We start from the raw sequence: 13317 nt of genomic DNA on the forward strand, positions 1-13317 counted from the left end.
AACCGTTCGCGCAAAGCAATGTTGCTATGATATGCGGGCTGTTATGATGATATTCTTTCTTTGGACGGTATGCGTTGGTGACTTAGCCTTTTCGCAAAAAAGGCCGCCTTTGCCACACGGCATGGTTTACGGACTAAAGCCGAATACCATAGGCCCGGTAAGCGCCGCACAGTTGGAAATACGCATGGAGAGGCAAACCCGCATAACCACTGCGGTAAGGGGCCGCGTTATCCGCGTAACCAAATCAAAAGGCGGCTGGTTTGAGATTGATGCGGGCCAGGGGCAAATAATAGCGGCGCATTTCAAGAATTATGGTATCAATTTACCTAAGGCCCTTGCTGGTCGCGTAGTTATTATTGATGGCGTAGCCCAAAAGCAAATTAGCCCTAACGATAAAAAAACAGCCAAGAAAAGGCCAGCGCCAAAGAAGCCCTTAATATTTGAAGTGAGGGGGTTGATGATAGATGAGTAGAGGCCGTTAGCAGAGGCTATTTTAGTTTTTCACGAAAAACTAAAATAAGGACACAGGTTATTTTACTTTTTGATAGAAAACTAAAATAGCAATGGGTTCAAACCCATCGCTATTTTAGTAGTATTTAAATCAATTGTTTACGCAAACTTCGCTTCCTTGGTTAAAGCCGAAGGCTCAAGAGCCAAATCATGAGCGAAAAGGTCTTTTATTTTTTGAACAATCTCCGTGCGGTTTACGGTAGAAGCATCGCGGCGGCATTTTAAATAATGTTCGCGGGCGATTTTCTCGGCCAGATCACCGATTGTTTTTACTTTTAATTCTTTACCAAAACGGCCGGCAAGCCTTAAGCCTGCTATAGAAATTACCAGGCCAATAAACGCTACGGTAGAGTTAAAGAAGAATAAGCCCAGCGATGCAACCAACAGGAGCCCAAAACTCCAGGTGATCCATGGCTTTGGGTGCAGCAGGTTCATATGGAAGCCCATTTCGGCCTCAATATCCGCAACCACTTCGATGCGGTTGTCCCGTGGGAAAAGTTCACAAAGCTTGGTTTGAGGTTTCACCAGGTATTTTTCGGTTGGGTTTCTGGCGTTAATGGCATTCCTTAGTTTGTAAAATGCCTGCTGCGTGGTGCAGCTATCGGCCTGCGCATGTTTAACTTTTGCCACCACAACATCGCACAATGCACCGAAGTTTTTTGTGTCTTTCAAGTCCTCATTACCCAAGGTAATATTAAACGACTTTTCTATCTTAACCAATACGTCACTGATGTCCTCAGGATCAACATTGTTTAAATTGTACGCCGAAGGGGTGGCGGTTTTTATGTTCAGTTTCAATACGATATAACTAAATTAAACCTTTTTCTGTTGCGTTAATTGTACGCAATTAAACCAATAATTTTCATATTCGCAAAGCGGCAGCAAAATTATTTACTTAAGTACATTGATTTTTCTTTGTACAGGTGCCTGAAATATGGGTCCTGAAGGTTAGGAATAAACCTGATAGCTTCGCCGGTGGATTTCATCTCGGGGCCAAGCTCCTTATTTACCTCCGGGAATTTATCAAAAGAGAATATAGGCTCTTTAATGGCATAACCCCAAAGCTTACGCTCTATAGTGAAATCCTTCAGTTTGTTTACGCCCAGCATCACTTTAGCAGCTATGTTGATGTACGGCACATCATATGCTTTGGCAATGAAAGGTACCGTACGGGATGCACGCGGGTTGGCTTCTATCACGTAAACTTTATCATTCTTAACCGCAAATTGTATGTTAAGCAAGCCTCGTACATTTAGTGCACGTGCTATTTTAGCAGTGTATTCTTCCATTTGGCTGATCACGCTGTCGCTCAAGTCGAACGGAGGCAATACAGCGAAAGAGTCGCCCGAGTGGATGCCTGCAGGCTCGATATGTTCCATCATACCTATGATGTGCACATCTTCGCCATCGTGTATCGAATCTGATTCGGTCTCCGATGCGCGATCAAGGAAGTGATCGATTAGCACGCGGTTGCCGGGTAGGTTTTTCAGCAGATTTACGACTGCTTTCTCCAGGTCCTCATCATTTATCACGATGCTCATGCCCTGCCCGCCTAATACATAACTTGGGCGAACCAATACCGGGTAACCAACTTCGTGTGCTACAACCAATGCCTCTTGGGCACTTTCTGCTACACCGTATTTAGGGTAAGGGATTTCAAGTTCTTTCAACAGGTCGGAGAAACGGCCGCGATCTTCGGCAATATCCATATTATCGAAAGATGTACCGATAATTTTGATGCCATGCTGATGCAGTTTTTCGGCCATCTTCAATGCGGTTTGTCCGCCAAGCTGTACAATAACGCCCACGGGTTTCTCCAGTTCGATAATCTCGCGTACGTGTTCCCAGTAAACCGGCTCAAAGTATAGCTTATCGGCCATGTTAAAGTCGGTAGAAACCGTTTCGGGGTTGCAATTGATCATGATGGCTTCAAAACCGGTTTCTTTGGCAGCGAGCAAGCCGTGCACACAGCTGTAATCGAATTCGATGCCCTGGCCAATACGGTTAGGGCCCGAACCCAATACGATGACTTTCTTTTTATCTGATACGATGGATTCGTTCTCTCCCTCGTAAGTTGAGTAGTAGTAAGGCGTTTTGGCGGCAAATTCTGCAGCGCAGGTATCTACCATTTTATAAACGCGGCGGATGTTCAATGCCTGGCGGCGTTGGTAAACGTCCTCTTCGGTAACGTTGCCCAATATGTAGGCTATCTGCGTATCCGAGAAGCCTTTTTGTTTTAAGGTGAAGAAGAAATCTTCGGGGATGTTGTTTAGTGAATAGCGGCGAAGCTCGTTCTCCATATTCACCACTTCCTGTATCTGGTTCAGGAACCAACGGTCTATTTTAGTAGCCTTGCGGATAGACTCCACCGGTACGCCCAGGCTCATGGCATCGTAAATGTGGAAGAGCCTGTCCCAGCTTGGTTTTTCCAGGCTGTGCATAATCTCTTCCAGATTGCGGCTTTGGCGACCATCGGCACCTAAGCCGGCGCGGCCAATTTCCAGGCTTTGGCAGGCTTTCTGCAGGGCCTCTATAAAGCTGCGGCCTATACCCATCACTTCGCCTACCGATTTCATGGTAAGTCCAAGCTCGCGGTTAGCGCCTTTGAATTTGTCGAAGTTCCAGCGAGGGATTTTTACGATAACGTAATCCAGCGTCGGCTCAAAGTATGCCGATGTTGTTTTGGTTATCTGGTTCTCTATCTCATCCAGGTTGTAACCAATGGCCAGCTTTGCAGCAATTTTGGCAATTGGGTAACCGGTTGCTTTTGATGCCAGCGCCGATGAGCGCGATACGCGTGGGTTTATCTCTATAGCGATAATCTCTTCGTTGGCCGGATTTACCGAGAACTGCACGTTACAGCCGCCGGCGAAATTGCCGATGGCGCGCATCATTTTGATGGCCTGGTTGCGCATTTCCTGGTAGCAGCGGTCGCTCAACGTCATAGCCGGGGCCACGGTTATCGAGTCGCCGGTGTGGATACCCATCGGGTCGAAGTTCTCAATAGAGCAGATGATAATTACGTTGTCGTTACTATCGCGCAGCAACTCCAGTTCGTATTCCTTCCAGCCCAAAACAGCTTGCTCTACCAATACCTCGTGGGTTGGCGATGCCTGCAAGCCACGGCTCAGTGCTGCATCAAAGTCTTCTTTTTTGTGAACGAAACCTGCGCCTTTACCACCCAGCGTATAGCTTGGGCGTATTACCAACGGGAAACCGATGCTTTGCGCGGCTTCTTTGCCTTCGAGGAAGGAGTTGGCAATTTTAGAAGTAGCTACGCCCACGCCGATATCCACCATTAACTGGCGGAAGGCTTCGCGGTTCTCGGTTTTCTCTATAGCGGCAATATCAACGCCTACTATTTTCACCCCGTATTTTTTCCAAATCCCGCGCTCATCTGCCTCAATACAAAGGTTAAGTGCGGTTTGGCCACCCATGGTGGGCAGTACAGCATCAATTTTTTGCTCGTTAAGTATTTTCTCGATGCTTTCGCAGGTGAGGGGCAGCAGGTAAACGTTATCGCCAATAACCTTATCCGTCATGATGGTGGCGGGGTTGCTGTTGATGATGGTTACGGTGATGCCTTCGTCTTTAAGCGAAAGGGCAGCTTGGGAGCCGGCGTAATCAAATTCGCATGCCTGGCCAATAATAATAGGACCGGAGCCGATGATCAGGATGGATTTGATGGAGGTATCTTTGGGCATAGGGCTTTTTTAATTAAAAAGTTCTAAGTAAGAAGTCAAAGTATATCAAAATGATAACGAGTTTTCCTATGCACTGAAGGCGAAAATCCCGACTTCAGTGTCGGGGTGCAAAGATACGCTTTGTTGAAACATTTGTAGCTTTTTTTTAGAATTAATGATTTGCGCATACAGCCGGCTTCACCACAGGTTAAATTGGTGTTAAACAGCCGGCTGTTTGCAACAAAACAAACGGAGATCACCGGGCATGTTTAGTCTTTATGTACATCCTTAAATTGCAGCATATCGGCAAGCCTCAGTTCTTTTTCGGTATCGAACCCGCAGGAGGTAGTAAATTCTTTGGGGTTGGCATACGTGCCAAACAGCATATCCCACCAAACTATATCCCCGTAGTTGCTGGTGTGCTTTTCGTACTCGTGGTGGATACGGTGCATTTCGGGCCGCTGAAATATATAGCCGACCCACTTAGGCGTTTTAATGTTTGTGTGATAAAAGAATTCGCCCAACGCCGTGCAAAGCGTGTAAACTGCTCCTGCCTCGGGACTCAGACCGAGGAGCGTGTAAACCAACAGGCTACCTATAACAGAGTTTACAAACATCTCCAGCGGGTGTTTATAAAAGGAAGTTATTACTTCTATCCGCTGGGCGCTATGGTGGATTTGGTGAAAGCGGGTCCACAAAAAGTCGCTTTCGTGGCGCCAGCGGTGCCACCAGTAAAATATAAAGGTGGCTATAAAATAGGCAACAATACCGCCGAGCCAGGTGGGTATGTGCCGCGACAAATGGAAAAAAGAGTAAGCCGACAGCCATTTTTCCCAGCTGAAGCCCGCGGCTACCACAATAAGCAATTGGACAAAATTAACCGCCAGCACCCTGATGGTCCATGTGGGTACGGCCGGCAGTTTCCAGCCGGGGATAGTTTTCTCTACCAGGAAACAAATGGCGAACGAGATTAAGATAATGATAAGCATAAGATTTGTTTTTTAACAAATCTCGATACAAGTGCTACCGATAAGTTTTGACTAAAGTCAAAAAAGAAAGATCAGACTTTCGCCCGAATCCTGCTGAGTGTTTCCTGCTTAATACTCAGATAGCTTGCAATTTGGCCCAAAGTTGCTTTCTGTAAAATTCCGGGGTACGCCAATAACAGGGCCTCGTACCGTTGTTTGGCAGTTAAGGTTTGCAAGGCTATAGCGCGCTCTTCGCTTTTAATATAATACTGTTCGGTAATGAGCCTGCCGGTGAGGTTAAACTCTGGGTAGGTTTTATACAGCCGTTGCAGTTGATCCCAATTGATGGATTGCAGCACACTGTTTTCTAAGACTTGTATATTCTCAAATGAAGGCTTTCTGGAAAAGAAGCTATATACCGATACAATAATATCACCCGGGCCCATAAACCAGCTGGTATAATCGCTGCCGACCTTGCTGTAATATGCCCTTACAAAACCCTCTTTTATAAAATAAATGCGTTGTGAAACCTGGCCGGCTTTTAGGATGACAGATCGCCTGCCGAATCGCTCCTCTACTAAGTGTAATTTTATTTCATCCTGTAATGCAGGAGATAATATCGTAATATTGTTAAGCGTTTTTATAAGGCCGTTGGCTTCCATGGCGCTAATGTGATTATTTACAGGCTAAAGTTTGGTAAAACCTATTTAAGTCTATAACGTAATAATACATAATATTCCAATTCCCCTCGCTATGAAAAAAAGCATACTTGTTTTTACCTTGCTTGCATTAATTTGTGCCGGCTGCGGCACGATGCAATCCATCATTAAATCCAGTTTCCCCTATACGGCTACCCTGGTTATACCGGCATCATCGGCCACGGGCACAACATTGACGGCCGTAAGCCAGGGCAATAGTTTCGACCAGAATTTTGCCATTAAGGGCAATAATGGCAGCCGCGTAAGCGATGTGCATATCGTATCGGCTAAAATGACGGCCACTATACCCTCTGATTTTAATATCGGTAACCTGGTATTCGCCAAAATTTACATGGCTAAGGCAAACGGCGAGGCCGAAGTATTGGTGGCATCGCGCACGGATATTGGGCCCAACAGCGGTCCCAGCATCGTTCTGGACATAGACAATACCCATTTTTTGGATGAATTGGTGCGCGAGAAAAACGTGCGCATAAGGATGGTTTACCAGTTGCGCAACAAAAACGCTATAGATGCCAGCCTGCGGGTGGTATTGGGCATAAGTGCCGACCCGGCGAAATAAAACCCTCTTTTACCGCAAGGCGAAATTGATAGGCACGGCATAGGTCACCCGCACAGGCTTGCCAAAACGGGTGCCGGGTATCCATTTGGGCGAATTCCTGATTACCCTTTCGGCTTCCACGTCGAGGCTCTTGCTAACCGATTTTTGCACTTGTACATTGGTTATCTTGCCGTCTTTTTCTATCACGAATTGCAGCACCACAATTCCTTCGATGTCATTCTTCCGCGCATCATCCGGATAAATAATATGGCTGCCAAGGTATCTGCCGAAAGCTACATCACCGCCATTGAACTTGGGTGAAGTCATCCGGCTGCCGGTGTAGGTGGTGATGGTGCCGGTGCTATCCGTAGCCGTGCCCGATAACAGCTGGTTATCTTGATACGTTTCGGTGAAGGTAAGTTTAAGGTTTTTGTCCAGCCCTTTCCAGGTACCATCGCGCTTGCCATCTTTCACGGGGCCTTCTTCATCTACATAAGCAAACTTGGAGTTAAAGCCTTTGTAATACCCCTGCCCGTCGGTTACCTGTGCATTGCCTGTAGAATCGAGGTTGGCGGTTATCAAATAGTTATTTACGAAATGGTTATCGCCACGTACAAGGCTATCGGGGTATTTAATGATGCGGTATATTTTACCGTTGGGGTAATAATCGTAAGCGTTGCCTACGGGTGCCCCATCCTGGTACCGGTAATTGCTTTCGCGCTTGCCGCTGGGGTAAAAGCTAATATATTGCCCAATGTATCGTGGCGGATTTATTTTGGCTGATTTTCCTATAGATTTAACTTTGCCTGCTTTATAATATTCGGTGACATTAAAAAGAGTGGATCCCGAGTCGGGCGGCTTTACGATGCGTATGTAGTCGGCGCTGTCAACCTTATCTACGTACTTGCCATTGTTTTTAAGGAAGTAAACATTTTCCTGCGCATAGCACGCCAATACCGCAAAAAAGAGGGAAAGTGTAAAAATTAACTTCATCAATTGGGCCCGGGGTTTAGGCCAGCTAATTTATTTAATTAATTTGTTATTCGCGTCGGGGAAAATGAGGATGGGTTCGTATTTGCGCGCCTCTTCGGCTTCCATATAAGCGTAGCTCATCACGATGATAATATCGCCGACTTGTGCCAGCCGGGCAGTTGCGCCGTTAAGACATACGGTGCCGCTGCCGCGTTCGCCTTTTATTACGTAGGTTTCAAAGCGGGCGCCGTTGTTATTGTTAACAATCTGCACCTTTTCGTTCGGTATAATATTGGCGGCCTCTATAAGGTCCTCATCAATGGTAATGCTGCCTACGTAGTTCAGTTCGGCTTGGGTTACCTTAACGCGGTGAAGTTTCGATTTTAAAATCTCGATAATCATAATTGATGGTCATCTCTCAATAATCCTACCACTTAATTTTGTAAAAGCTTAATGGCGTTTAAAATGACGGTGCAAAGATACGAGTAATTTTAGTCGATGGTCAATAGCCAATGGTCCATGGATTGTAAAAGCTTGGCGGTGGGCTTTTATGCCAAAACCACAACGCCCGTCTATTTTCTATAAACTACCGGCTTACCTTATCACCACATTGTCTATCAGCCGGGTTTTGCCAACACGGGCCGCGGTTAGGGCTACGATGCTCGTGGAGTTTTCGTCGGCAGGGAGCAGGGTTTTGCCATCGGCAATCTCTATGTACTCGGGCTCAACGCCGGGTTCGCTCTGCAGCATGGCCATGGCATCCTGCTCCAACCGGAAAACGTTTTTTATATCGAAGTTGGCCTTGAGCCAGTTTAGTGTTTTGGAAAGGATGAGTGCATGCTGCCTGTCGGCCGGGCTTAGGTGTATATTGCGCGAGCTCATGGCCAGGCCGTCCGCTTCGCGCTCTATGGCGCACATTACCAATTGTACAGGGATACCCAATAGCTCCACCATTTTGCTTACCACCATAAACTGTTGGTAATCTTTTTGCCCCAGATACAGCGTGGTTGGTTTTACAATATCCAGCAGTTTATACACTACTTGCGTTACCCCCTGGTAGTGCCCCGGGCGAAACTCCCCCTCCAGCAAAAACTCCAGTTGCCCTATGTTTAAATGCCAATGCTCATTACCATCATACATTTCTGTTACGGGCGGGTTAAACAAAATGTCGCAGCCTGCGGCCTCTAGTTTTTCAATATCGGCAGCTATCGGGCGTGGGTAATCTTCCAGATCCTTAGCATTGGTAAACTGGGTGGGGTTTACAAAAATGCTGCAAACAACCACATCATTGCCGGCTTTTGCCTGCGCTATAAGCGATAGATGGCCCTGGTGCAGCGCACCCATAGTGGGCACAAACCCAATGGTTTTGTTGCCTGATGCAGTAATATACTGCTGAATTTCGCTTCGGGTGGTGAATATCTTCAATGCCGGGTTTTATTGGGAAAATTTGGCAAAGGTGTACAATTGATTAAAAATTACCAAATAGGCTTGCATTATTGGTTGCCAGTTGATATTATAATGCTTATATTTGCAGACTCAAATTTTTTGACCGCTTTACATTTTAAATTCTGAATTAGTGATGGGTAAATCTAAGCTTTTGTTCATAACTCATGAAATGTCTCCCTTCCTCGAACTCACAAAAATTGCCGAAATAACACGCCAGCTGCCACAAGCTATGCAGGAGAAAGGTTACGAAATTCGTATCCTGATGCCGCGTTTCGGGAATATCAATGAGCGCAGGAACCGCTTGCATGAAGTTATCAGGCTATCAGGCATGAATATCATTATCGACGATAATGACAACCCGCTTATTATCAAAGTAGCATCTATCCCTGCGGCACGCATGCAGGTGTATTTTTTAGATAACGAGGAGTACTTTCAGCGCAAGCATGTGTTCGCCGATAAAGACGGCAAATTTTACGCCGATAACGACGAGCGCATGATTTTCTTTTGCAAGGGTGCATTAGAAACCGTAAAGAAACTGGGCTGGGCACCTGATGTTATCCATTGCCATGGCTGGATGAGCGCCCTGGTGCCTGCTTACCTCAAAACCACGTATAAAGACGACCCAACCTTCAAGCACTCTAAAATAGTTTACTCTATTTACGAAAACGAGTTTACTGAGAAAATGAGTGCCGATTTTGCGCGCAAAGCGGTAATGGGCGATATGACAGAAGAGCATACAGAAGTTTACAAAGAAGGCACTAACACCGCCATGTACACAGGTGCTATACAATACAGCGATGGCATTGTACTAGCCAGCGAGAACATTGACGGGGATGTGTTAAATAATGTTAAAAACAGCAATAAATCGGTAATGGATTACGTTTCCACTGCAGATTACGAAAATTATTACAATTTTTACGACGAAATCACCAACGATGAATTGGTGCATGTTGCATAAGCTTTGAAACTATATATGAAATTTTCCAAATTAGGCTTATTAACCCTGTTAATAAGTCTTTTTATTTTGAACAGTTGTAAACACCAGGACGGGATAGGTTTAGGGGTTGATGGTGCTAACCAGCTTAACGGTACTATATTTGCCGATACCAATATTGTAGCCACCACCGTTGTCGAAGATACCGTGGTTACCTCGGGCCTGGGCAGAACGCCCCTCTCTTATTTTAAAGATCCCGAATTCGGGATAACAGAATCAAACATCGCCGCAGGGCTTACCCTGCCGGGCGGCGCAGCTTATACCCTGCCCGATGGCGTGATAAATATCGATTCTGCCGTACTGGTATTGCCATATTCGGCAAGCGGTTTTTATGGCGACTCGCTTACCTCCAAATTCAAGATAGATATCCATCAGCTGAACGAAAGGTACGTACCCACCACTTACTATAACAATAAGCAGTGGGATTATAAGCCCGCTTTGCTGGGAAGTAAAACGTTCACGGCCCGCTCGCACGATACGCTAAGAATTAAAGATATAGTTACCGGTGCTGCCGATACAATAAAAAAAGTGCGCCCGCAGATACGTATCCCTATCAGCGAGACTTTCCTGAGGACGTATTTCTTCGGAGCCCCATCTGCCAACCGCGCATCTACCCTGGCTTTTCAGAATGGCATCAAAGGCTTATACATCACTTTGGATAAAGCCGGCACAACAGGGCCGGGCGGCAACCTGATGTTTGCCATGGACTCTACCCGGATAGACATTTACATGACTACCCAGGCCAGTACCAGCCTCACTATCGATACCACTATGATATCGCTGCCCGTGCCTGCAAGCACGCACATGGCGTCAATAAAGCATACTTACAGCACCAAAGTGCAGGCAGCGTTAACCAACACTTCTACAGATGGATTGGTTTACCTGCAGGGCCTTGCGGGCTTAAGGGCTAAGGTTAGCTTCCCGAATATAAAGAGCACTTTTGCATCATTGGGAAACAATGTGGTCATCAACCGCGCCGAAGTGGTTGTTAAAGTAGCCCCTGGCACTACAGTGCCCTATGCAGCTACCCCCAGGCTTACTATGTACCAGCTTGATATTGCAAAGCAAAGGATACGCCTGCAGGATGCCGCAACAAGCGACCCGCGCGGCGTTAACGGCGCAGCATTCTTTGGCGGCTATTATAATAAAGCAACAGCCGAATACCACTTCCTGGTTACGGCGTATGTGCAGGATTTGATCAACGGCAAAACTGTTGATTACGGCACTTACATAGCACCAGTAGACCCCAGCGCATCTACCCTTATCAACATTTCGCCAAACGCTACCTATGCAGAGCGTTCTATAGTTTCGGGCAAAAATTCTCCGTACCGCATCAAACTGAATATTATCTATACCAAGATAAATCAATAGTATAACGCAACATAATTGGCAAAACCGATGTTTATTAATAATAAGCATCGGTTTTGCTGCTTTAAGACTATTTTTGCAGCCAAAACTTCTAAATCTTAATTATATATGTGCGGTATTGTTGGCTACATTGGTTTCCGGGATGCATATCCCATCGTTATTAAGGGTTTACACAGGTTAGAGTACCGCGGTTACGATAGTGCTGGTATTGCGTTGGCAGATAAAGGCCTTAAAGTTTATAAAAAAGCCGGCAAAGTAAGCGACCTGGAGAACTTCGTGAAGGACGTAAACCTTGCCGGAACGGCTGGCATGGGCCACACCCGCTGGGCAACCCACGGCGCACCAAGCGACCGCAACTCGCATCCCCACTCTTCGGGCGACCGCAAGCTCACCATCATCCATAACGGCATCATCGAAAATTATTCGGTACTGAAGGAAGCCCTATCTGCAAAGGGGCACACCTTTAAAAGCGATACCGATACCGAGGTGCTGATACACCTGGTAGAGGATATCCAAAAAACTACGGGGCTCGATTTGCAGGAATCGGTTCGCCTGGCCCTGAACCGGGTTGTGGGGGCATATGCTATCGTAATTATGAGCGCTGATAATCCCGACGAACTGATTGCTGCACGCAAGGGAAGCCCCATGGTAATTGGCGTTGGTAAAGGCGAGTACTTTATTGCATCTGATGCTACGCCCATAGTAGAGTACACCAAAAACGTAATATATCTTAACGATAACGAGATTGCTTACATTAAACGCGATGGCCTGCTTATCAAAAATATCGACAATACTATCCAAACCCCCTATATACAAGAACTTTCGTTAAAGCTGGAGATGCTGGAAAAAGGCGGCTACGACCACTTTATGATGAAAGAGATATACGAGCAGCCGCGCTCTATCCGCGATTGCCTGCGTGGCCGTATTTACCCCAGTAAGGGCTTAGTGCAACTGGGCGGCATAAAGGAGTATGTAGAAAAGCTGAAGAATATCGATCGCATCATCATCGTAGCCTGCGGTACATCGTGGCATGCGGGGCTGGTAGGGGAGTACCTGATAGAAGAATACGCACGCGTGCCGGTAGAAGTTGAATACGCTTCAGAGTTCAGGTACCGCAACCCCATCATATCTTCCAAGGATTTGGTGATAGCCATATCCCAATCCGGCGAAACGGCCGATACTATGGCTGCTATTGAATTGGCCAAAGAGCGGGGAGCAACCATATTCGGTATATGCAACGTGGTGGGCGCTTCTATACCCCGGCTTACGCATGCGGGGGTTTATACCCACGCCGGCCCGGAAATCGGCGTGGCATCTACCAAAGCTTTTACTGCCCAGGTAACCGTGCTTACGCTGATTGCCTTTTATATTGCGCAGCAAAGGGGTACCATAACACAAAGCAAATTTATAGAATACCTTACCGAGCTAGACGAAATCCCTGACCTTGTTGCCCGCACGTTAAAAACCAACGACCAGGTAAAAGTAATTGCCGAACGTTTCAAAGATTCGCCCAATTGCCTGTTCCTGGGCCGTGGCAGTTCATTCCCGGTGGCGCTGGAAGGCGCCCTGAAGCTTAAAGAAATATCATACATACACGCCGAGGGCTACCCGGCGGCGGAAATGAAACACGGCCCTATCGCGCTGATCGATGCGGATATGCCGGTGATATTCATTGCCACCAAAAACTCATCGTATGAAAAAGTAGTGAGCAACATACAAGAGGTGAAGGCCCGCGGCGGCCATGTGATCGCCATCGTATCTGAAGGCGACACCGACGTTAAGGAAATGGCCGAATACGTAATTGAGATCCCGCTAACCGGTGAAACATTCGTGCCCCTGCTGGCAACCATACCCTTGCAGCTTTTGGCATACCATATAGCCGTTTTGCGCGGCTGCAACGTTGATCAGCCCCGCAACCTGGCAAAATCGGTAACGGTGGAGTAGGGTTTAGATTAGATATGAGATACTAGATCTGAGATATGAGACCGAAGGTTTCATGGCTTCTAGATAAAAAAGCCGCTTTGGGTGATCCGAAAGCGGCTTCTTTGTTTTGGCTGTCCTATCCAACCCCGCCTTTGAGCATTGGCATTGGCTTTGTCTCAAATCTCATATCTAACAT

Annotated in this window: 12 protein-coding genes; 5 read left to right on the forward strand and 7 right to left on the reverse strand. The window is 46.6% G+C overall.

Annotated features, from left to right (window positions below; translation table 11 throughout):
* The first annotated feature begins 43 nt into the window (after positions 1-43).
* Positions 44-472, forward strand: coding sequence for a DUF4920 domain-containing protein (locus tag AC1DXC_RS04740; protein ID WP_477457986.1), 429 nt, complete (start codon positions 44-46; stop codon positions 470-472).
* A gap of 137 nt (positions 473-609) precedes the next feature.
* Here AC1DXC_RS04740 and AC1DXC_RS04745 read toward each other — a convergent pair whose 3' ends face one another.
* The 4 genes from AC1DXC_RS04745 to AC1DXC_RS04760 form a co-directional block, all read right to left on the reverse strand.
* The gene (locus tag AC1DXC_RS04745; RefSeq protein ID WP_477457987.1) at positions 610-1308 is read right to left on the reverse strand and encodes a hypothetical protein; all 699 of its coding nucleotides are present in this window, start codon (positions 1306-1308) and stop codon (positions 610-612) included.
* Between the two features lie 89 nt (positions 1309-1397).
* The gene (carB, locus tag AC1DXC_RS04750; protein WP_477457988.1) at positions 1398-4214 is read right to left on the reverse strand and encodes a carbamoyl-phosphate synthase large subunit; all 2817 of its coding nucleotides are present in this window, start codon (positions 4212-4214) and stop codon (positions 1398-1400) included.
* A 248-nt stretch (positions 4215-4462) separates the two neighbouring features.
* Positions 4463-5182, reverse strand: a complete 720-nt coding sequence (locus tag AC1DXC_RS04755; RefSeq protein WP_477457989.1) for a sterol desaturase family protein — start codon at positions 5180-5182, stop codon at positions 4463-4465.
* 71 nt (positions 5183-5253) lie between these two features.
* A complete protein-coding gene (locus tag AC1DXC_RS04760; RefSeq protein WP_477457990.1) occupies positions 5254-5823 on the reverse strand; it encodes a Crp/Fnr family transcriptional regulator in 570 nt (189 codons plus the stop codon).
* A gap of 91 nt (positions 5824-5914) precedes the next feature.
* Here AC1DXC_RS04760 and AC1DXC_RS04765 point away from each other — a divergent pair, with 91 nt between their 5' ends.
* A complete protein-coding gene (locus AC1DXC_RS04765) occupies positions 5915-6439 on the forward strand; it encodes a hypothetical protein (RefSeq protein WP_477457991.1) in 525 nt (174 codons plus the stop codon).
* 9 nt (positions 6440-6448) lie between these two features.
* Here the strand turns inward: AC1DXC_RS04765 and AC1DXC_RS04770 are convergent, their stop codons facing one another.
* From AC1DXC_RS04770 to panC, 3 genes are all read right to left on the reverse strand, one after another.
* The gene (locus tag AC1DXC_RS04770) at positions 6449-7411 is read right to left on the reverse strand and encodes a TonB family protein (RefSeq protein WP_477457992.1); all 963 of its coding nucleotides are present in this window, start codon (positions 7409-7411) and stop codon (positions 6449-6451) included.
* Positions 7412-7441: 30 nt separating this feature from the next.
* Positions 7442-7792, reverse strand: coding sequence for an aspartate 1-decarboxylase (gene panD / locus AC1DXC_RS04775; RefSeq protein WP_477457993.1), 351 nt, complete (start codon positions 7790-7792; stop codon positions 7442-7444).
* A 192-nt stretch (positions 7793-7984) separates the two neighbouring features.
* Positions 7985-8815: a pantoate--beta-alanine ligase gene (panC, locus tag AC1DXC_RS04780; RefSeq protein WP_477457994.1), complete on the reverse strand. Its 831-nt coding sequence runs from the start codon at positions 8813-8815 to the stop codon at positions 7985-7987.
* A 154-nt stretch (positions 8816-8969) separates the two neighbouring features.
* On the opposite strand from panC, the gene AC1DXC_RS04785 reads away from it, so the two are divergent.
* The 3 genes from AC1DXC_RS04785 to glmS all read left to right on the forward strand — a co-directional run bounded on the left by AC1DXC_RS04785 (position 8970) and on the right by glmS (position 13142).
* Positions 8970-9794, forward strand: coding sequence for a glycogen/starch synthase (locus tag AC1DXC_RS04785; RefSeq protein WP_477457995.1), 825 nt, complete (start codon positions 8970-8972; stop codon positions 9792-9794).
* A 66-nt stretch (positions 9795-9860) separates the two neighbouring features.
* Positions 9861-11201 carry a DUF4270 family protein gene (locus tag AC1DXC_RS04790; protein ID WP_477457996.1) on the forward strand — a complete coding sequence of 447 codons (1341 nt, stop codon included), beginning with the start codon at positions 9861-9863 and terminating at the stop codon, positions 11199-11201.
* Positions 11202-11306: 105 nt separating this feature from the next.
* Positions 11307-13142: a glutamine--fructose-6-phosphate transaminase (isomerizing) gene (gene glmS, locus AC1DXC_RS04795; protein ID WP_477457997.1), complete on the forward strand. Its 1836-nt coding sequence runs from the start codon at positions 11307-11309 to the stop codon at positions 13140-13142.
* Positions 13143-13317 lie beyond the last annotated feature (175 nt).

It is taken from the genome of Mucilaginibacter sp. P2_D11, assembly GCF_056404435.1.